General features: G+C 73.8%; 19 protein-coding genes, 1 pseudogene and 1 riboswitch. Of the genes and pseudogenes, 9 read left to right on the forward strand and 11 right to left on the reverse strand.

The window, feature by feature from the left end; all coding sequences use genetic code 11:
• Window positions 1-45 precede the first annotated feature (45 nt).
• Window positions 46-486, forward strand: a pseudogene (locus tag ACFV6E_RS08610) (ATP-binding protein); the annotation flags it as partial.
• A gap of 27 nt (window positions 487-513) precedes the next feature.
• Here the strand turns inward: ACFV6E_RS08610 and ACFV6E_RS08615 are convergent.
• From ACFV6E_RS08615 to ACFV6E_RS08635, 5 genes are all read right to left on the reverse strand, one after another.
• The gene (locus ACFV6E_RS08615) at window positions 514-1,392 is read right to left on the reverse strand and encodes an energy-coupling factor ABC transporter ATP-binding protein (protein WP_385460090.1); all 879 of its coding nucleotides are present in this window, start codon (window positions 1,390-1,392) and stop codon (window positions 514-516) included.
• On the reverse strand, window positions 1,389-2,138 hold the full coding sequence (gene cbiQ, locus ACFV6E_RS08620; RefSeq protein ID WP_385161770.1) for a cobalt ECF transporter T component CbiQ: 750 nt from the start codon (window positions 2,136-2,138) through the stop codon (window positions 1,389-1,391). Before cbiQ ends, ACFV6E_RS08615 begins: the two co-directional genes overlap by 4 nt.
• A 6-nt stretch (window positions 2,139-2,144) precedes the next feature.
• Window positions 2,145-2,531 (reverse strand): energy-coupling factor ABC transporter substrate-binding protein, encoded by a 387-nt coding sequence (locus tag ACFV6E_RS08625; protein WP_385161768.1) that lies wholly within the window; start codon window positions 2,529-2,531, stop codon window positions 2,145-2,147.
• Window positions 2,528-3,271, reverse strand: a complete 744-nt coding sequence (locus ACFV6E_RS08630; protein WP_385460092.1) for an energy-coupling factor ABC transporter permease — start codon at window positions 3,269-3,271, stop codon at window positions 2,528-2,530. The genes ACFV6E_RS08625 and ACFV6E_RS08630 overlap by 4 nt, the downstream gene beginning before the upstream one ends.
• Before the next feature lie 29 nt (window positions 3,272-3,300).
• Window positions 3,301-3,506, reverse strand: a riboswitch (cobalamin riboswitch).
• A 115-nt stretch (window positions 3,507-3,621) separates the two neighbouring features.
• Window positions 3,622-4,800, reverse strand: a complete 1,179-nt coding sequence (locus tag ACFV6E_RS08635) for a cobalt-precorrin-5B (C(1))-methyltransferase (RefSeq protein ID WP_385460094.1) — start codon at window positions 4,798-4,800, stop codon at window positions 3,622-3,624.
• 49 nt (window positions 4,801-4,849) lie between these two features.
• On the opposite strand from ACFV6E_RS08635, the gene ACFV6E_RS08640 reads away from it, so the two are divergent.
• Entirely contained in the window at window positions 4,850-5,614 is a 765-nt protein-coding gene (locus ACFV6E_RS08640; RefSeq protein WP_385460096.1) for a cobalt-precorrin-6A reductase, read from the forward strand.
• 49 nt (window positions 5,615-5,663) lie between these two features.
• Here ACFV6E_RS08640 and ACFV6E_RS08645 read toward each other — a convergent pair whose 3' ends face one another.
• From ACFV6E_RS08645 to ACFV6E_RS08655, 3 genes are all read right to left on the reverse strand, one after another.
• Entirely contained in the window at window positions 5,664-6,290 is a 627-nt protein-coding gene (locus tag ACFV6E_RS08645; RefSeq protein WP_385161761.1) for a precorrin-8X methylmutase, read from the reverse strand.
• Window positions 6,291-6,359: 69 nt separating this feature from the next.
• The gene (locus tag ACFV6E_RS08650; protein WP_385161808.1) at window positions 6,360-6,743 is read right to left on the reverse strand and encodes a zinc ribbon domain-containing protein; all 384 of its coding nucleotides are present in this window, start codon (window positions 6,741-6,743) and stop codon (window positions 6,360-6,362) included.
• A 184-nt stretch (window positions 6,744-6,927) separates the two neighbouring features.
• Complete coding sequence (locus ACFV6E_RS08655) at window positions 6,928-7,785, reverse strand: TetR family transcriptional regulator (RefSeq protein WP_385460098.1); 858 nt, start codon at window positions 7,783-7,785, stop codon at window positions 6,928-6,930.
• Between the two features lie 176 nt (window positions 7,786-7,961).
• On the opposite strand from ACFV6E_RS08655, the gene ACFV6E_RS08660 reads away from it, so the two are divergent.
• From ACFV6E_RS08660 to ACFV6E_RS08675, 4 genes are all read left to right on the forward strand, one after another.
• A complete protein-coding gene (locus ACFV6E_RS08660; RefSeq protein ID WP_385161757.1) occupies window positions 7,962-8,351 on the forward strand; it encodes a cell division protein SepF in 390 nt (129 codons plus the stop codon).
• A 348-nt stretch (window positions 8,352-8,699) separates the two neighbouring features.
• The gene (locus ACFV6E_RS08665; RefSeq protein WP_385460175.1) at window positions 8,700-9,905 is read left to right on the forward strand and encodes an AAA family ATPase; all 1,206 of its coding nucleotides are present in this window, start codon (window positions 8,700-8,702) and stop codon (window positions 9,903-9,905) included.
• 117 nt (window positions 9,906-10,022) lie between these two features.
• On the forward strand, window positions 10,023-10,334 hold the full coding sequence (locus tag ACFV6E_RS08670; protein WP_385161804.1) for a nucleotide pyrophosphohydrolase: 312 nt from the start codon (window positions 10,023-10,025) through the stop codon (window positions 10,332-10,334).
• A 271-nt stretch (window positions 10,335-10,605) separates the two neighbouring features.
• Complete coding sequence (locus ACFV6E_RS08675; protein ID WP_385161755.1) at window positions 10,606-11,082, forward strand: DUF6099 family protein; 477 nt, start codon at window positions 10,606-10,608, stop codon at window positions 11,080-11,082.
• Window positions 11,083-11,111: 29 nt separating this feature from the next.
• Here the strand turns inward: ACFV6E_RS08675 and ACFV6E_RS08680 are convergent, their stop codons facing one another.
• Window positions 11,112-11,489, reverse strand: coding sequence for a hypothetical protein (locus ACFV6E_RS08680; protein ID WP_385460100.1), 378 nt, complete (start codon window positions 11,487-11,489; stop codon window positions 11,112-11,114).
• Window positions 11,490-11,679: 190 nt separating this feature from the next.
• Here ACFV6E_RS08680 and ACFV6E_RS08685 point away from each other — a divergent pair, with 190 nt between their 5' ends.
• The 3 genes from ACFV6E_RS08685 (at window position 11,680) to ACFV6E_RS08695 (ending at window position 17,108) form a co-directional block, all read left to right on the forward strand.
• Window positions 11,680-12,603 (forward strand): LLM class F420-dependent oxidoreductase, encoded by a 924-nt coding sequence (locus ACFV6E_RS08685; RefSeq protein WP_385161751.1) that lies wholly within the window; start codon window positions 11,680-11,682, stop codon window positions 12,601-12,603.
• Window positions 12,604-12,861: 258 nt separating this feature from the next.
• Complete coding sequence (locus tag ACFV6E_RS08690) at window positions 12,862-14,475, forward strand: 3' terminal RNA ribose 2'-O-methyltransferase Hen1 (protein WP_385460102.1); 1,614 nt, start codon at window positions 12,862-12,864, stop codon at window positions 14,473-14,475.
• Window positions 14,472-17,108 carry a polynucleotide kinase-phosphatase gene (locus tag ACFV6E_RS08695; protein WP_385460104.1) on the forward strand — a complete coding sequence of 879 codons (2,637 nt, stop codon included), beginning with the start codon at window positions 14,472-14,474 and terminating at the stop codon, window positions 17,106-17,108. Before ACFV6E_RS08690 ends, ACFV6E_RS08695 begins: the two co-directional genes overlap by 4 nt.
• Before the next feature lie 186 nt (window positions 17,109-17,294).
• Here ACFV6E_RS08695 and ACFV6E_RS08700 read toward each other — a convergent pair whose 3' ends face one another.
• Window positions 17,295-18,197: a hypothetical protein gene (locus tag ACFV6E_RS08700; protein WP_385460106.1), complete on the reverse strand. Its 903-nt coding sequence runs from the start codon at window positions 18,195-18,197 to the stop codon at window positions 17,295-17,297.
• Window positions 18,194-19,465 carry an SPFH domain-containing protein gene (locus tag ACFV6E_RS08705; RefSeq protein WP_385460108.1) on the reverse strand — a complete coding sequence of 424 codons (1,272 nt, stop codon included), beginning with the start codon at window positions 19,463-19,465 and terminating at the stop codon, window positions 18,194-18,196. Before ACFV6E_RS08705 ends, ACFV6E_RS08700 begins: the two co-directional genes overlap by 4 nt.
• Window positions 19,466-19,604 lie beyond the last annotated feature (139 nt).

Consider the following 19,604-nt stretch of genomic DNA (forward strand, 5'->3'; position numbering starts at 1 on the left):
TTCATGACCTGGTGCGAAGGGGCGCATTCGGGCGAGGTTGAGGCCATGACGTCCCGCTCCACGCCCTGGCCGCCCGTTACGGTCCGTGTGTTCACGCAACGGTTCAGCTCCACGCCGCTCGGCGCCCGCTTGGCCCGGCACCTCGCGCAGTACCGGCTGCACGACTGGGGGGTCCCCTACGACTCCGACCTCTCCTGCACCGCGGCGCTGCTCGTGGCCGAACTGACCGCGAACGCCGTCACCCACGGCCGCGTACCGGGACGGGACTTCGAGCTGCGCCTCGGCCTGGACGCGTACACCTTGGGCATCGACGTCTCGGACGCGCGCGGTGAGCGCCGGCTTCCGGGGCCCGGGGAGGTGACCGTGCCGCCGGACGGCGCCGGTGGCGGGCGGGGCCTGCTGCTCGTCGAGGCGCTGGCCGACCGGTGGGAGGTACTGGAGCGCGTACCGATCGGCAAGACCGTGCGAGTCGAGCTGGATCTGCCACCGACCCACGAGAGCCCGCGCGGCGCGTCAGCCCGGCCGCTCCACCGGCGTGTACGGGAACAGGGCGGCGAGTTCTTCCGGGGTCCCGGGACCGGCGGCCGTGTCGCCCAACAGGCCCTGTTCACGCAGCAGCCGGGTCACGGCGACGCCCCACGGGAGCCGTAGCCCGGCCCGCGCCAGCAGGTCGGTGCGGGCCAGCATGACGGCGGCGGGTCCGGTGTGCGCGCCGGAGGCGGTGAGCAGGGCGACGTCGTCGGCCCAGCGCAGGGCGAGGTCCACGTCGTGGGTGGCCATGACGACGGTGGTACCGGTGGCGCGCAGCCCGTCGAGCGTGCCGAGCAGCCGCTCCTGCCCGTCGGGGTCGAGTCCGGCGGTCGGCTCGTCCAGGACCAGTACCCGTGGGCGCATGGCGACCGCGCCCGCGATGGCGGTGCGCTTGCGCTGCCCGTAGGAGAGGAGGTGGGTGGGCCGGTCGGCGAGGGCGGCGATGTCCAGGGCGGTCAGCGCCTCGTCCACGCGCGCGCGGACCTCGTCGTCCGGCAGACCGAGGTTCAGCGGCCCGAAGGACACGTCCTGGGCGACGGACGCGGCGAAGAGCTGGTCGTCCGGGTCCTGTACGACCAGTTGCACCGTCGTCCGCAGCCGGGTCAGGCCCTTACGGTCGTACGTGACGGGTCGCCCTTCGACGGTCAACCGGCCGTCGCCCGGCCGCAGCCCGCCGCTGAGCAGCCGCATCAGGGTGGTCTTGCCGCTGCCGTTGCGGCCGAGGAGCGCCAGGGCACGCCCCTCGCGTATCCCGAAGTCGAGCCCGCTGAACACCGGCGGCCCCTCCTCGTACGCGAAGAACGCGCCCCGCAGCGCGACGAGAGCGGGCTCGCCGACGGACTCCCGGGCGGGCTCGTTCATGACAGGGGCCTTTCCAGTACGAGGGTCAGTGCGGCCACCGCCGTGAGCAGGGCGAGGCTCGCCGCGGTGAAGGGGACGGAGACGCGGGCCTCGGGCACCAGGACGCGCAGGGTGCCGTCGTAACCGCGTCCCGCGAGCCCGGTCTGGAGCCGCGCCGCCCGGTCGAAGGCCCGGACGAACGCCGTGGCGCCGAGCCCGGCCAGCGACCGCCAGGCGGCCGCGCGCGTGGTGTGCCCGAGCCGCGCCGCCTGCGCCTGACGGATCCGGCGCACCGAGTCCAGGAGCAGGAAGCTCATGCGGTACGTCACCAGGGCGACGTCGACGACCGGCGCGGGCACGCCCGCCCGCACCAGGCGTGGCAGCAGGTCCGCCATGGGCGTGGTGAACGCGAACAGCAGGACGCCCAGGGAGGCCGCCGAGGTCCGCAGCAGCAGCTCACCCGCGCGCACCGGCCCGCCGTCGGCGAACGCGACGAAACGGCCCGGCCCGCCGACCTGCACGAGCAGAGTGACCGCCCCCGTCACGCAGAAGCCCAGCGGCACCCGGTACGCGCGCCACAGCCGGCGGCCCGGCACGCCCGCCGGACCGAGCAGCAGGACGAGCGCCGTGACCAGGACGAAGGCGGCGCCCGGCCAGGCCGGCAGGGAGATCGCGAGCACGGTCAGACCGAGCCCGAGGACCGCCTTGTCCACAGGGTGGCGGCGGCGCCAGCGACTGCTGTACGCCGCCGCGTCGATCGGCAGCACGGGGGATCAGGCCCGCCGCCCGGCCGTGGTGTCCTCCGCGGCGGCGCCGGGCCCGCTCTCCCGCTCCTCCGGGAGACCGTCCTGCGCCCGCGCCCGCTGTTCGCCCTGGCGCCGCCCGCGCCGCAGCCCGAAGTAGTACGCGAGCACGCCCGCGCCGATGGCCGCCTGGAGGGCGAAGAGCGCCGACTCGATCTCGCCGGACGGCGGTTCGTACAGCGGCGAGAACCACGGCTCGTAGTCCGGTTCGAGCTCGGTGATCGCCGTCTCCGCCTGGGCGTCGGCACCGGCGAACGGCTCCTCCTTGCCGTCGCCGAGACCGAGCACCAGCGGCAGCACGGCGAGCGCGACCACGACGAGCAGCAGCAGGAGGTTGATCTTCGTGTGACGCTTCACCGGGCCACCGCCTCGGAGCCGGAGCCGGAGCCGGAGCCGGATCCGGGACCAGCACCCGTGCCCGTACGGTTTCCGCCCTTGGCCAGGAGCACGCCCAGCCGGGTCAGTTCGCCCTTGCTCGACTGGACCAGCAGCCGCATCACCAGCACCGTGAGCAGGCCCTCGCTCACCGCCAGCGGGATCTGCGTGACGGCGAAGATCGCGCCGAACTTGCCGAGCGCGCCCGCGAAGCCGCTGCCCGGGTCGGGGAAGGCCAGGGCGAGCTGCACGCTGGTGACGCAGTAGGTGGACAGGTCGGCGACGAACGCGCCGAAGAACACGGCGACCATCAGCGGGACGTCGAAGCGCCGCAGCAGCCGGTAGGTCCCGTACCCGGCCCAGGGGCCGACGATCGCCATCGAGAAGACGTTGGCGCCGAGCGTGGTCAGGCCGCCGTGCGCGAGCAGCAGCGCCTGGAAGAGCAGCGTGATGGTGCCGAGGACCGCCATGATCGGCGGACGGAACAGGATCGCGCCGAGCCCGGTGCCGGTGGGATGTGAACAACTGCCGGTGACGGACGGCAGCTTGAGAGCCGACAGGACGAACGTGAAGGCACCGGAGGCACCCAGGAGCAGTGTGCTCTCGGGGTGCTCTCTGACCTCACGGGTGAGTGACCGGACTCCGTGGACGACGAACGGCGCCGACGCGACGCCCCAGGCGACCGCGTGCGCCGGAGGCAGAAAACCCTCGGCTATGTGCATGACTCAGCAGACCCTCTCCAGCACCTCGTGGATGGTTGAAGTGCCTTGGCCGGTCTCCTGGCTGACGGGTACCACATCCGTGCTCCGCCTTCCCGGGTCCGAGGACCCAGTGGCTGCCCGTTGGATCCTGTCGACGACAGGTCCGAGGGCCGGAGCCGGACTTCCCGATCACAGTGGCGAGGGCCGCACCGGCATCACACCGGATTTCCCGTGCACCAAGGCGTGGTGACAGTAGTCCCCGCAGGCGGGGAGCCGCAAGAAGCCCTCGGGGGCGTACGGCGACGCCCGCCCGCGCAGCCCGGACCGCCCGGCGGACCGGGCTCGCGACAGGGGCTTCCGTCAGGTACGCCCTAGCGGACCGAGCTGCGGCCCACGATGCCGCCCGCCCGGTCGATGCAGATCACGTCGACCGCGACGGGCGCGCCCCGCAGCACGGCCAGTGCCTCGTCGCGCGCCGCCGTCGCCACCAGATCGCCGAGCGGGACCCCGGCCGCCGTGCAGAGCTGGAGCGCGGCGAGCCCCGTGTTGGCCCCGGCCACCCGCGCGGCCAGCGCCTCGTCGGCGCCGCCCCGGCGGGCCAGTCCGGCGAGGAAGCCCTTGTCGACCTGCGAGCGGGCGGAGTGCAGATCGAGCTGCCCGGCCGCCAGCTTCGACAGCTTGGCGAAACCGCCGCAGACCGTGAGCCGGTCGACAGGATGGCGGCGTACGTACTTCAGCACCGCGCCCGCGAAGTCGCCCATGTCGAGCAGCGCGTCCTCGGGCAGCCCGTGCACCGCGACGACGGTCTTCTCCGAGGTGGAGCCGGTGCAGCCCGCCACATGCGTGCGTCCGGCGGCGCGGGCCACGTCGACCCCGCGCCGGATGGAGTCGATCCACGCCGAGCACGAGTACGGCACGACGATCCCGGTCGTACCGAGGATGGACAGGCCGCCGAGGATGCCGAGCCGGGGGTTCCAGGTGGAGCGGGCGATCTCCTCGCCGTGGTCGACGGAGAGGGTGATCTCGACGTCGCCCCCGTCGCCGTACCGGCGGGCGACCTCGGCGACGTGGTCGCGCATCATCTGCCGGGGGACGGGGTTGACGGCCGGTTCGCCGACGGGCAGCGGCAGTCCGGGCCGGGTGACGGTGCCGACGCCGGGGCCCGCCCGGAAGACCACGCCCGAACCGGCCGGCAGCCGCCGCACCGTGGCCCGTACCAGCGCGCCGTGCGTGACGTCCGGATCGTCACCGGCGTCCTTCACGATCCCGGCCATCGCGGAGCCGTCGCCCAGCTCCTCCGCCGCCAGCGCGAACGCCGGGGTCTGCCCCTTGGGCAGCGTCACCGTCACCGGATCCGGGAAGTCACCGGTCAGCAGCGCCGTGTACGCGGCGGTGGCGGCGCCCGTCGCGCAGGCACCGGTGGTCCAGCCGGGCCGCAGCCCGGTGTGCTTGAGTTGGGCGCCGCGGCCGCCCTTCGCCGCACCGCCGCTCACACCGCACCGCCGCTCACACCGCACCCCCAGGGGAGGTCCCACCGCAGATGACTGCATCGCAGATGGCTTCACCGCGGCCGACGAACGAGGAGAGGCGGGCGTCGCCGTGCACGTCCTGATCCTCGGCGGTACGACGGAGGCGCGCCGGCTCGCCGAGATCCTGGCCGCCGAGGCGCCGCACCTGCGCGTGACGACGTCGCTCGCCGGACGCGTGGCCGCACCCCGGCTGCCGCCTGGCGAGGTCCGCACGGGCGGCTTCGGCGGCGCCGGGGGACTGGCCGGGTGGCTGCGCGCGGAACGGGTGGACGCACTCGTCGATGCCACTCACCCCTTCGCCCGGACGATCGGTTTCCACGCGGCCGAGGCGGCCGCCACCACCCATGTTCCCCTGCTCGCCGTGCGGCGGCCCGGCTGGGTCCCCGGTCGGGGCGACGTCTGGCACGACGCGGCCTCGCCCGCACAGGCGGCGGCGCTGCTGCCCGCGCTGGGCCGCCGGGTGTTCCTGACCACAGGGCGGACGGGCCTCGCGGACTTCGCGGAGCTGGACGGCCTGTGGTTCCTGGTCCGTTCCGTGGACGCGCCCGAACCTCCGCACCCCCGGCACATGGAGGTGCTGCTCGCCCGCGGGCCCTTCGCCCTCGACGGGGAGCGCGAGCTGCTGCGCCGGCACCGGATCGACGTACTCGTCACCAAGGACAGCGGCGGAGAAGCCACCGCGCCGAAGCTGACGGCGGCACGCGAGGCAGCGGTACCGGTCGTGATGATCCGGCGCCCGCCGGTCCCGGAGGGCGTGCCGGTGGTGCCGGGACCGGAGGAGGCGGCGCGCCGGCTCCTCGGCTCACTTCACGAGGCCAAGCCTGTCACTTCGTGACGTCAGTCCTTCTCGTCACTTCATGATTCCTTCTCGTCACTTCATGACGTCATTCCCGCTCGCTGGCGATCGCGTTGACGGCCGCCGCCGCGATGGCGCTGCCGCCGCGCCGGCCGCGGACGACCAAGTGCTCGACGGCCGAGGGGTGTCCGGCGAGCGCGTCCTTGGACTCGGCGGCGCCCACGAAGCCGACCGGCACCCCGATCACGGCGGCCGGACGCGGCGCGCCCTCCTCGATCAGCTCCAGGAGCCGGAAGAGGGCGGTGGGCGCGTTGCCGACGGCGACGACGGCGCCGTCCAGCCGGTCGCGCCACAGCTCCAGGGCGGCGGCGCTGCGGGTGGTGCCCAGCTCGGCGGCGAGCCCGGGGACGGCCGGGTCGGACAGGGTGCAGATCACCTCGTTGTCCGCGGGCAGCCGGGAGCGCGTCACACCGCTGGCCACCATGGACACGTCGCAGAGGACCGGCGCGCCCGCCCGCAGCGCCTCGCGCGCGCGGGCCACCACGTCAGGCGTGTACGCGAGATCACGGACGAGGTCGACCATCCCGCAGGCGTGGATCATGCGCACCGCGACCTGGGCGACGTCGGCGGGCAGACCCGACAGGTCCGCCTCCGCGCGGATGGTGGCAAAGGACTCGCGGTAGATGGCCGCGCCGTCCTTCTCGTACTCGAACACCCTGCTCCTCGTCGTCCGTCCGTCGTGCTTCGCCCACCATTGTGACGTGCGGTGACGTGGGGCCGGGGCTCAGTACCTGCCGCCGGTGAAAGGGTCGTCCAGCAGCTCGAAGACCGGCTCGCCGCGGATCGGGTCCTCGGCGACGGTGAGGCGGACCCGGCCGCCCGGGTGGATGGCGATGAACGGTCCCTTCACCCGGCCGCGGACCGTGAAGCCCTCCGCCATCTCCACGAGGGAGACGTTGCGCGCGGCGGGGGTGTTGCGCCGGACCACCGTGGTGCGGCGCACCACGCCGAGGCCCTCGCTGCGTTCGGTGCGCAGCTCGCTCGACGCGCAGACCCGGCAGAGCAGCCGGTGGTACTGGGTGGTGCCGCACCAGCGGCAGCGCTGGTAGGCGAGCGGTTTCTCGCGCCGCCCGTCGGGCGGCGCGGAGGTGTCGCTCTCGGCGGCCAGCACGTCGGCCGCGTTCCCTGTTGCCGGGTGGAACACGATGTCATCTCCCTGCGCTCGGCCGGAGTCTGAGGTGCTCGGTCCCCCGGGCACGTACCCCAGGTTATGGCACTGAGTGCCAGCAGTAAAGGCACTCGGTACCCCGCGATGCCCGGCGGCATCTTCCCGAAGGTCCGGGCGGCTGCGATCAGCCGTCGGACCAGGCCGCCTCGATCTCCCTGACGACCCGCCACATCGGTGCCCCGCGACGGGAGACGACGACCACGATGTCCTCGGCGGCCTGTCCCGCACCCGGGCCCGTCGCCGTCTCGGCCGTCCCCGCGTCGGCCGCTTCCGCGTCGGCCGCTTCCGCGTCGGCCGCTTCCGCGTCGGCCGCTTCCGCGCCGGCCGCCGGGCCGTCGGCCGGCGCCGCTTCGCCGAAGCTGCGGCGTACGTACGCCAGCGCCCGGTCCACCTCGGCGTCCGCGTCGCCCCTGCCGTCCGCCCGGAGCCAGGAGCGCAGGGCGTTGTTGTGGGCCGCGACCACGGCGGCGGCGATCACGTCGGCGTGCAGGATGCCGTCGGGGCGGTCGCGGAAGCGGCCGCGCAGATGGTCGGCGAGGGCGCGCTCGTACCGCCAGACCACGGAGAGTTCGTACGCGCGCAGCCCCGGCACCTGCTTGGTCAGCCGGTAGCGCTGCACGGAGAAGGTCGGGTTCTCGGCGTACATCCGCAGCACGAGCCGGGCCGCGTCGCACACCCGCCGGACCGGGTCGTCCGGGCCGCGGTCCGCGCCGTGGTCGTCGCCGGGGTCCGCGTCGAGGAACTCCTTCATCTCGGCGAGGCAGCGTTCGTGGTCGGGGAAGACCACGTCCTCCTTCGACGGGAAGTACCGGAAGAACGAGCGCCGTCCGACCCCGGCGAGCGCCACGATGTCGTCCACCGTAGTCCGCTCGTAACCCCGCTCCAGGAAGAGCCGGAAGGCTGCCGCGACCAGGGCGTCTCGCATCGGCGGCCGGGGAGAGGCCGCCCCGGCCGAGGGGCCCCGGCGGGATGTCTCGCTCATGCCGGGAAACTAACACCGCCGTACCGGGGTGACACTGAGTGCCCGATCCCGGGGGAACTGGGTGCCACTCCAGGCAGAAGCGGTCGCTGACCGTGTCGCTGTTCGGCCGAACGGGTGACCATGCGTAAGAATTGACCGGTGCAGACAACCAGTGCGAGCCAGGACGGGGATGGCCAGTGAACAGCCACGACGTCACCGATGAACAGTGGGAAGGGCTCGCCCAGGTCGTTCCGTTGCGCGGCCGGGACGCATGGCCCTCGTCCGTCGGCCACCGGGCGCTGCCCGAAGCGGCGACCGAGGCCCGGCGCCGTTTCGTGGTCCTGCGTGTCAACGTCTTCGCGGACGCCCGCGAGGTCGCCGAGACGCTGATGGCGGGCATACCGGTGCTGCTCGACCTGACGAGCGCGGAGACCGAAGTCGCCAAGCGCGTACTGGACTTCAGTACGGGCGTTGTCTTCGGTCTGGCGAGCGGGATGCACCGGGTCGACCGGAACGTGTTCCTGCTGGCGCCGCCGGGGACCGAGGTGCGCGGCCTGATGGAGGGCGCGGGCACCCCGGGCCCCTGAGGGCCCTGGGTGGCAAGTGAAGCGTGAGAGGCGTAGGGGGCCGTCCTGGTCGGGTGATCGGACCGGTGCACCGGCCGGGCGAACGGGATCGACCGGGCGCGATCCCCCGATCGTAGGAAGGCCCCTGCGGCGAAACGGTTCGCCTGACGGCCGAGTCCTACCGTCCGGCCTATGAACGCGTCCTTCTTGTCGCCTCTGTCTCTCGTGTCGCCCGTGTCGCTCGTGCCCCCTGTGCCCCATACGTCTTCTGTGTGCGCGGACGCGGAGGCGCGCCCCGACCGGCCGGGCGCCTCCGGGCCGAGCCCCCGGGAGGGCGCCGTACCGCAACCGCGCCCGGCAGCGGCGGCGATGTCCGGCCGGGGCGAGGAGGGGGCGCCGGTACCCGGACCGCGCCCGGAGCAGGCGCAGGTCCCCGAGCGGGCGCAGGTCCCCGAGCCGAGTTCCGACCGCCCCGCCGTCACGCAACTGCGGCTCTCCGCCTTCGCCGGACACCGCGGGCGGACCGTCGAACTGACCCCGCTGACCTTCCTCACCGGCCCCAGCGGCAGCGGCAAGTCCACCGCCCTGCGGGCGTACGAGGCGCTGGCCCGGCTCGGCGCGGGAGCCGGTCTCGCCGAGGTGTTCCCCGATCCGCTGTCCTGCGTGCCCGAAGGGGCCCGCCCGGACGCCCAGCGGCGGCGCGGCTTCCGCATCGGCTGCACGGCCGACGGACCCGAGGGGCCGGTACGGCTCGACATCGCGGTGCAGGCCGACCCCGAACTGCGCATCGTCGGCGAACGGTTGACGGCGGGCGGGCTCGTCCTGCTGGAGACCGCGCTGCGGGACCCGGGGCGGCCGGTCGTCCAGGCGGCCTGGCACACGGCGGGGACGTCCCCGGTGACCCGGGGGCCGCTGCCCGACGACCGCCTCGGCACCGCGCTGCTGCCGCTGCGGGTCGCGGGCAAGACCGCGGGCCAGCGCCAGGTGCTCGCCGCCGCCGAGCAGATGGTGGTCGCGTTGCGCTCCGTCTTCGCCTGTGATCCGCGCCCGGCGGCCATGCGGACGCCCGTGCGGTTCGGCGGCGGCCGGCTGCTGCGGGACTGCGGCAACCTCGCCGACGTGCTGTGGCGCACCCGCGCGGAGTGCGCGCGACGGCACGGGCTGCTGATGGCGGCGGTCCGCGCCGGATGCGCGGGTCCGGCCGACGACCTCCTGGCCGAGCGGCTGCCCGACGGCGCGCTGCGCGGACTGCTCGACCGCGGCGACGGCCGCCGTACGGATCTGCGGCTGCTCGGGGACGGGGAGCTGCGGTACCTCGCCCTGGCCCTGGTGCTGCTCACCGGTCCCGGTGTGCTGGAGATCGACCGGGCGGGCGAGGTGCCGGACGCGTTGCAGGCGCTGACGGTGGTCGCCGACGGGTTCGACCACTGTCTGGACCCGCGGCAGTCGGCGGAACTGCTGCGGCTGGCGGCGCGGATGTGCGAGCGGGGGCACCTCCGGCTGGCGGCGGCGGTGAGCGACGCGTCGGGCCTGGCGGACGTGGAGGGGGCGACGGTGGTGGAACTGGGGGTGTGAGCGCGCCGGTTCCGGCGGCGCAGCCGGCGCGCTCTCCTGGATGGCGGTCCGCAGGGCGGCGGGGCGCGGTGCGGAGGCGGTGATAGACCTGAGGGCGTGAAGGAACTGGACGTCGCGATGTTGCAGCGCCGGCTGGCCGAGTTCGCGGCCGCCCGGAACTGGCAGCCGTACCACACCCCCAAGAACCTGGTCGCCGCCCTCAGCGTGGAGGCGTCCGAACTCGTGGAGATCTTCCAGTGGTTGACTCCCGAGGAGTCGGCGCGGGTGATGGACGATCCGGACACCGCCCCGCGCGTGGCCGACGAAGTGGCCGACGTGCTCGCCTATCTGCTCCAGCTCTGCCAGGTGCTCGGCGTCGATCCGCTCGCGGCGCTCGACGCGAAGATCGACCGGAACGAGCGCCGGTTCCCGGTGCCGGACGGGCCCTGACCAGGAAGCAACGCCTCCGCTCGGGCTCCCGCCGTCCGTGCACCGTGCCTCCGGCATACGTCCGCGGTACGTCCGTCGTGCGTCTGCCACGTGCCGACGACAATTCCGACAGTCACTCTATGTAGTTACGAAGTTGTCCACACTCAAACTGTTGTCCACAGATTTCGGACTACCTCTGGCTTTTCGTCTCGACCGCCTTCACTCTGGGTAGTGAACAAGGGAGTTCGGGAGAACGTGCGAAAGCGCGTCGGGAGAGAGACGGGGGCAGCGCATGGACGCGATGCAGCTCATCGTGACAAGCAGGCGTGCCCTGGCGGGGAGCGCAGAGATGCCGGACACCCTGGCGGAGGTATGGCAGGCACAGGCCCTGGCGCAGGCGATAGGCAGTCGCCTGGCGGTCTCGGGCCCGCCTGAATTACGGGGCGAAGCCCTGGGTCTGACGGAGCTGGCCGGCCGGGGGTGCGGCGTCCTGGACCCGCCGTCGCTCGCCGTCGGCGATCTGCGGGCCGCCCAGCTCACCGATCTCGGCGATGCCCGGCAGACGCTGCTCGATCTGGGCTGCCTGCTCGGCGAGGTCGGCATAGCGCTCGTGGGCGTGGCCTGCGCGGCCGATGACGAGGGGAGGTACTGGCAGTGCATGGAGGCGATCGACGCGGCGGACGAGTCGCGGGACAGAGTGCTGGAGATGCTGCGGCGGCTGGCGGTCCGCGAACAGGACGTGGTGGAGCGGGACCGCGCGGCCGGCTGAGGGGTGCGGCCGGGCGCCGGCGGCCGGTGTCAGGCCGGGTCCCGGTCGTCCGCGGACACCGGCCGGGAGACGGAGGACTGCAACTGCGCGTCCAACTGGTCGAGATCCGCGTTCAGCGCCGCCATCAGCTCCTCCATCCGGTGCAGCAGCCCCCGCTGGAGAAAGGTCTGGGACGACGGGTCGGCCACCGCCTCGGGGGCCGGTTCGGTGACCTCTTCGGCCTGGTCCGGGGATTCGGCCTCGGCCTCGTCCTGAGACGCGGACCGCGGCGCGGCGGCAGATGCGGTGTGCGGCGCTGCGGGAGTTGTGGTGTGCGGCGCGGCGGGAGTTGTGGTGTGCGGCGCGGCGCGGCGTTCGGGCAGCGCTGCGGCGCGGTACGGGGGGTGCGGCTGGGCTTCCTGAGACATGGCGGCGGCCTCCTCTGCGCCGGGCGGTCCGGCTCCGTCCGAGCCAACGACGGCCGCCGATCCCGGTCACTGAACCGCACCGCGCCTCGTCGGCGGCGGACGGATATTCACCCGACCGTGGACCGCGTGAGCGCGGCGCGGAGACGGCACGGATGGGGCCGACCGGCGTCCGACCGTGCAGGATGGGAGCATGGATCTTCGCATCTTCACCGAACCGCAGCAGGGCGCGACCTACGACACTCTTCTCACGGTCGCCAAGGCCACCGAGGACCTCGGCTTCGACGCCTTCTTCCGTTCCGACCACTATCTCGTCATGGGCTCGGCCGACGGCCTGCCCGGACCCACCGATGCCTGGATCACCCTGGCCGGTCTCGCCCGCGAGACCAAGCGCATCAAGCTCGGCACCCTCATGACCGCCGGTACGTTCCGGCTCCCCGGTGTGCTCGCCATCCAGGTCGCGCAGGTCGACCAGATGTCGGGCGGACGGGTCGAGCTCGGCCTGGGCGCGGGCTGGTTCGAGGAGGAGCACAAGGCGTACGGCATTCCGTTCCCGAAGGAGAAGTTCGGGCGCCTGGAGGAGCAGCTCGCGATCGTCACGGGGCTGTGGGCGACCGAGCCCGGCAAGACCTTCAGCCACCACGGCACCTACTACGACCTGACCGATTCGCCGGCGCTGCCCAAGCCCGCGCAGAGCAAGGTGCCCGTGCTCATCGGCGGCCACGGTGCGACGCGCACGCCGCGGCTCGCCGCACAGTACGCGGACGAGTTCAACATGCCCTTCGCCTCGATCGAGGACAGCGACCGGCAGTTCGGCCGGGTGCGCGCGGCGGCCGAGCAGTCCGGACGCGACGGCGACGACCTGGTGTACTCGAACGCGCTCGTGGCCTGTGTCGGCAAGGACGACAGCGAGGTGGCCCGCCGGGCCGCCGCCATCGGCCGTGAGGTCGACGAGCTGAAGGCCAACGGACTGGCGGGCTCCCCGGCCGAGGTGGTCGACAAGATCGGCCGCTACGCCGAGATCGGCTGCCAACGCGTCTACCTCCAGATCCTCGACCTGGACGACCTCGACCACCTGGACCTGATCTCCTCGCAGGTCCAGTCGCAGCTCTCGTAACGCCGGTGCCGCGACGGAGCCGGCGGACCGCCCACGGCATGGGTCCGCCGGCCCGGCAGACGGCGCCGTCCGGCCCGCGGAAAATCGCGGGTACCGCTCACGCGTTCTCTGTACGTTGTGAGCGCAGAGCAGATGACCGCAGCTCAGACAGCCAAGCCGGCCGGGTCGGCCCGTACGCCGAGACGGTTCCGGCGGTCGGCACGGCTGAGGCAGCTCGGACGACTCCGTCGCACATGTCGCACATTGAGGCCACCCACCGTGTTCCTGACGATCAGTACCACCGGCACCCCGGAACGCCCCGCCACCGACCTGGGTTTCCTGCTGCACAAGCACCCGGACAACTCACAGGCGTTCTCCACCTCCTACGGCAAGGCGCACGTCCTCTACCCGGAGGCGTCCGCCGAGCGGTGCACGGCCGCGCTGCTGCTCGAGGTGGACGCGGCGGCACTGGTCCGGCGCGGCAAGGGCAAGGGCCGGGGCGGCGCCCCCGACGCGGCACTCGCGCAGTACGTCAACGACCGCCCGTACGCGGCCTCCTCCCTGCTCGCCGTCGCGCTCAGCGGCGTCTTCTCCAGCGCGATGAAGGGCCAGTGCACCGCACGCCCCGACCTGCCCGGGCAGCCGCTGCCCCTGCTGATCGAGGTGCCCGCGCTGCCCGCCCGCGGCGGCGCCGACCTCGTGCGCAAGCTGTTCACGCCGCTCGGCTGGACCGTGGTCGTGGAGGCCGTGCCGCTGGACACCGCGTTCCCGGAGTGGGGCGACTCGCGCTACGTACGCCTGGTGCTGAAGTCCGACGCGCTGACGCTCGCCGAGGCGCTGCGGCACCTCTACGTCCTGCTGCCGGTGCTCGACGACGCCAAGCACTACTGGGTGTCGGCCGACGAGGTCGACAAGCTGCTGCGGGCCGGCGAGGGCTGGCTGCCGGACCACCCGGAGCAGCGGCTGATCACCAGCCGGTACTTGTCGCGCCGCTGGTCCCTGACCCGCGCGGCGATGGAGCGCCTCGAACTGGTCCGGCTGGCCGAGACCGACGACAGCGCGGTCGAGGAGATCGACAACGCGGTGACGGAGGACGGTGGCGGGGCGGAGGACGTGACGGACGCCGCGGAAACGCCCGAGGGCGGGGCCACCGCCGGAACGCCCGCCGGCGCGGAGGCCGCCGGTACGCACGACGGTGAGGGTGCCGCCGGTACGCGCGACGACGAGGCCGACGTTCCGCTCGCCGTGCGGCGCCGGGACGCGATCCTCGCCGCGCTGTCCGCGGCCGGGGCCACGCGGGTGCTCGACCTCGGCTGCGGGCAGGGCCAGTTGGTGCAGGCGCTGCTCAAGGACGCGCGGTACACCGAGATAGCCGGTGTCGACGTGTCGATGCGCGCGCTCACCATCGCCTCGCGGCGGCTCAGGCTCGACCGCATGGGCGAGCGGCAGGCCGCGCGCGTCAAGCTCTTCCAGGGCTCGCTGGCGTACACCGACCACCGGCTCAAGGGGTACGACGCCGCCGTGCTCAGCGAGGTGGTCGAGCACGTGGACCTGGCCCGGCTGCCCGCCCTGGAGTACGCCGTCTTCGGCTCCGCCCGGCCCGGGACCGTGCTGGTGACGACGCCGAACGTCGAGTACAACGTGCGCTGGGAGACCCTCCCGGCGGGCCACGCGCGCCACGGCGACCACCGCTTCGAGTGGACACGGGAGGAGTTCCGCGCCTGGGCGGCGGCGGTCGCCGAACGGCACGGCTACGACGTACGGTTCACGCCGGTCGGCCCGGACGACCCCGAGGTGGGCCCGCCCACCCAGATGGCCACGTTCACGCTGATCACCAACAGCACCGGCAACAGCAAGACCACGAAGACCCCGAAGGAGGCGAAGGCGGCATGACGCACGAGACAAGCACCACGCACGAGACAAGCACCACGCACGAGGCAGTCGGCACGGGCGGGACCGGGAAGGCGCGCGTCCTGCCCGTCACCGACCTCTCCCTCGTGGTCCTGATCGGGGCGTCCGGTTCGGGCAAGTCCACGTTCGCGCGCCGGCACTTCAAGCCGACGGAGGTCATCTCCAGCGACTTCTGCCGGGGCCTGGTCGCCGACGACGAGAACGACCAGAGCGCCAGCCGCGACGCCTTCGACGTCCTGCACTACATAGCCGGCAAGCGTCTGGAGGCCGGCCGGCGCACGGTCGTGGACGCGACCAGCGTGCAGCAGGAGAGCCGCAAGCAGCTGATCCAGCTGGCGAAGGAGTACGACGTACTGCCCATCGCCATCGTGCTCGACGTGCCCGAGGAGGTCTGCGCCGAGCGCAACGCGGCGCGCACCGACCGCGCCGACATGCCGCGCCGCGTCATCCAGCGCCACACCCGCGAACTGCGCCGCTCGCTGCGCCACCTGGAGCGCGAGGGCTTCCGCAAGGTGCACGTGCTGCGGGGCGTGACGGAGATCGAGCGCGCCGAGGTCAGCACCGAGAAGCGGTACAACGACCTGCGGCACCTCACCGGTCCGTTCGACATCATCGGCGACGTCCACGGCTGCGGCGCCGAGCTGGAGACCCTGCTCGGCAAGCTCGGATACGCGGACGGCGCGCACCCCGAGGGCCGTACGGCCGTCTTCGTCGGCGACCTCGTCGACCGGGGCCCGGACACCCCGGGTGTGCTGCGCCGGGTGATGTCCATGGTGGAGTCGGGCGCCGCCCTGTGCGTGTCCGGCAACCACGAGCAGAAGCTCGGCCGCCACCTCAGGGGCCGCCAGGTCCAGCACACCCACGGACTCGCCGAGACCGTCGCGCAACTGGACGGCGAGAGCGAGGAGTTCCGCGGCCGGGTGCGCACGTTCGTGGACGGGCTGGTCAGCCACTACGTGCTCGACGGCGGGCGGCTCGTCGTCTGCCACGCGGGCCTGCCGGAGAAGTACCACGGCCGCACGTCGGGCCGGGTGCGCTCGCACGCGCTCTACGGCGACACCACCGGCGAGACCGACGAGTTCGGGCTGCCGGTGCGCTACCCGTGGGCGGAGGACTACCGGGGCCGCGCAGCCGTCGTCTACGGACACACCCCGGTGCCCACGGCGACCTGGCTGAACAACACCATCTGCCTGGACACGGGCGCCGTCTTCGGCGGCAAGCTGAGCGCGCTGCGCTGGCCGGAGCGCGAGCTGGTCGAGGTACCGGCCGAGCGGGTCTGGTACGAGCCGGCCAGGCCGCTGGCCTCGGAGGCGCCCGGCGGGCACGAGGGGCGCCCGCTCGACCTGGCGGACGTGCACGGCCGCCGGGCCGTCGAGACACGGCACGCGGGACGGGTGGCCGTCCGGGAGGAGAACGCCGCGGCGGCCATCGAGGTGATGAGCCGCTTCGCGGTGGACCCGCGGCTGCTGCCGTACCTGCCGCCGACCATGGCGCCGACCGCGACCTCGCACGTCGAGGGCTACCTGGAGCACCCGGCCGAGGCGTTCGCGCAGTACCTGGAGGACGGTGTCGGCCGCGTCGTGTGCGAGGAGAAGCACATGGGTTCGCGCGCGGTGGCGCTGGTCTGCCGGGACGCGGGCGTGGCACGCGAGCGGTTCGGCGTCGGCTCCGCGGGGCCCGGGGGCGGCGCGGCAGGACAGCCAGGAGGACCGACGGGCGCGCTGTACACGCGCACCGGCCGCCCCTTCTTCGACGACGCCACGGTCACCGAGCTGATCCTCGGACGGCTGCGGACGGCGGTCACCGAGGCGGGGCTGTGGGACGAGCTGGAGACCGACTGGCTGCTGCTCGACGCCGAGCTGATGCCGTGGTCGCTGAAGGCGTCGGGACTGCTGCGCACCCAGTACGCGGCGGTCGGCGCGGCGTCCGGGGCGGTCTTCCCCGGTGTGCTCACCGCCCTCGAAGGAGCGGCGGCGCGGGGCGTCGACGTCGGCGGCCTGCTGGCCAGGCAGCGCGAACGGGCCGTGGACGCCGCCGCGTTCACGGAGGCGTACCGGCGCTACTGCTGGCCGACCCAGGGCCTGGACGGCGTACGGCTCGCGCCGTTCCAGCTCCTCGCCGTGCAGGGCCGCAGTCTCGCCGCGCTCCCGCACGACCAGCAGCTCGCGCTGATCGACCGGCTCGTCGAGCACGACGGCAGCGGCCTGCTCCAGACCACCCGGCGGCTGTACGTGGACACCGGCGACCCGGAGTCCGTGCAGGCCGGCGTCGACTGGTGGCTGGAGATGACCGGGCGGGGCGGCGAGGGCATGGTCGTCAAGCCGGTGGGCGCGGTGGCGCGCTCGCCGCAGGGACGGCTCGTGCAGCCCGGCATCAAGTGCCGGGGGCGCGAGTACCTGCGCATCATCTACGGCGCGGAGTACACACGGCCGGAGAACCTGGCCCGGCTGCGCGGGCGGTTCCTGAACCACAAGCGGTCGCTGGCGATCCGCGAGTACGCGCTCGGGCTCGAGGCGCTGGACCGGCTCGCGGAGGGGGAGCCGTTGTGGCGGGTGCATGAGGCGGTGTTCGCGGTCCTTGCGCTGGAGTCCGAGCCGGTGGATCCCCGGCTTTAGCGCGCGGCGGTGGTGCCGGATGCCGGCGGTGCTGCCGCCGGGCGGTCGTCGGGCGGCTGCGGGGCCGCTGTGGCTGGTCGCGCAGTTCCCCGCGCCCCTGACGGGGCGCCGCCGGGCCCTGCGGATCCAGGGCGTGTTGCGAAAGTTGCGCCCTTCGGGCGAACGACGGGACTTTCGCAACACGCCCTAGACCACCAACCTCAACCGCCCCTCCGCCACCCCCACCCGCACCGTCTGCCCCCAAGTAAGTTCCACCGCGTCGTTCTCCATCCCGTCGCCGAAGGCGATCAGGCGGTCGGACTCGACGGTGAGGCGCAGGTGGGAGCCGCGCGGCAGGCCGCCGCCGACCAGGGAGGTGCCGGTGGCCGGGGACGGCCATGCCTCGCGGACGAACCACAGCAGCGTGTCGTCCGTGGGACTCGGTAGCGGGTGGGACGCGCCCCGTTCCTGCCAGACGGACCGCAGCCACCCGCTCGCGCCCGTCCCCGTCCCCACCAGGACGCCGGACGAGGCCTGGGGCTCGACGACTCCCCTGTCGCCGTCGAGCCCCAGGCGGTAGCGGGCCGTCTGGTGGCCCGCCGCTCCGAGGTAGATCTCGTTGAGCGCCAGCAGGCGCTGGGTGTCGTCCGCCACGGCCTCGACCATGGTCAGGTCGTCGGTCCGCGCGCCGCGCCCCGCCGCGGCGGCGCGGATCAGCGCGCCCGCGTCACCGGCCCGGTGCCGTACCAGCACGCCCGCGTTGCGCCCGGGGTCGGTGTCGATGCCGACGACCGGCTGTCCCGTCAGGTACTTGGCGACGTTGGCGACCAGGCCGTCCTGGCCCGCCACCACCACGACGTCCTCGGCCGCGAAGAGGAAACGGTCCAGGTCGGCGCGTTCGACGGTGGCCTGGCGCCAGGTGAGCGGGACGGCGGCGGCGACCTCGGCGAGGGCCCGCCGGGTCCGCCGGGAGCGTTCCGCCACCTCCGCGATGTCGCGTCCGCGGGAGGACAGGAAGAAGGCCGCCTGCCCGTGCGTGCCGTGCCGGGCAACCAGCTCCTCGTATTCGGTGGTGCGGTGGACCAGCACGACCCGCGGCGCGAGGCTCACGCCCGCCGCCCCGGCTCGGCTCCCGGGCCGCCACCCGGCCCCGCTCCCGGACGGCCGCCAGGACCGCTGCCCGGGCCGTCGCCCGGCCCGGCTCCGGGACCGCTCCCTGGGACCGCCCCCGGGCCGCCGCCGGGCTCTGTCCCCGGGCCGCTGCCGGGCCCCGCCCCCGGATCGCCACCCGCCCCCGGACCATCGCCCGGTAGGGCTTCCGCCCCGCCCAGCCGGGTGAGCAGCCCCGTCAGCACGTCCGGGGACACCGTCACGCTGCCGATGCGGGGCAGGTTCTCGGCGAGGCGGGTGCCCGTCAGGGCGTGCAGGGTGCGGACGTCGACGTCGGCGTGTACGCGCAGCCAGGCTTCCTGGGCGCGGGCCCGTGCCTCGCCCACCTCGCGCGCGGCCTGCGCCTCCGCCCCGGCGAGCCGGACGGCCCGCGTCGCCTCCGCCTCGGCGAGGCGTACCGTACGGGCGGCCTCGGCGTCGGCGAGGCGGACGGTACGGGCCGCCTCCGCCTCGGCCCGTACCGCGTCCGCCGCGGCCTTCTCCTCCGCCTCGCGGCGCGCGTTGGTGCCCCGCTGGTCGACCAACTGCTCCTCGCGCCGGGCCAGTTCGATGCGGCTGGCGAGTTCGTTCTCGGCGATCGCGCGCTCCCGCTCGACGGCCACGGCGCGCCGCTCGTACGTCGCCCGGTCCGCCTCCTGCTGGACCTGCTCGCGCGCCGGGGTGCGCAGCGCCCGCTCCACCTCGGGCTCCGGACGCAGCGCCACCACCCGCACGGCCACCACCTCGATGCCGGTGGCGGGCAGCCGGGGCTCGGCCGCGAGGCCGCTCGCGACCCGTTCGCGCACCGCCGCGACCCCGTCCACCAGGGCGGAGGCCAGCGTCGTACGGGCGAGGACGTCGAGGGCGTGCTGCTGGGCGGTCTCGGTCAGCAGGGTGCCGAGCTGTTCGAGCGGGGCCCCGCGCCACACCCCGGTGTCGGGGTCCACGGAGAAGTCGAGGCGGCCGGCCGCGAGGGCGGGGTCACCGATCCGGTAGGTGACCGTCGCCTGCACCGCCACGTCCTGGAAGTCCGAGGTGCGGGCGTGGAACGTCATGGCCAGCTCGCGGTCGTCGACCGGGACCTCGGAGAGCGCCGCGTGCAGGGCGCGGTACCAGAAGCTGAGGCCCGGCCCGTCGTGCACCAGCCGGCCCGACCGGTGGTGCCGTACATGGGCGGTCGGCGCGCCGCGCAGATGCCGCCAGCCCAGCCGCCGGGTGATGTCGGCCATGGAACACAACCCCCTCGTCGTCACGGTGCGGACCGGACCCGCGACCGTTTCTCGTCACTAAGACGATAATCGGCCGCCCGTCTTATCGTCAAGTAGATGAGAACGGAAGGCGGAGACGGTGTTCACGTCGATCGACGGG

Origin of the sequence: Streptomyces sp. NPDC059785, assembly GCF_042732375.1 — a bacterium.
Taxonomy (GTDB): Bacteria; Actinomycetota; Actinomycetes; order Streptomycetales; family Streptomycetaceae; genus Streptomyces.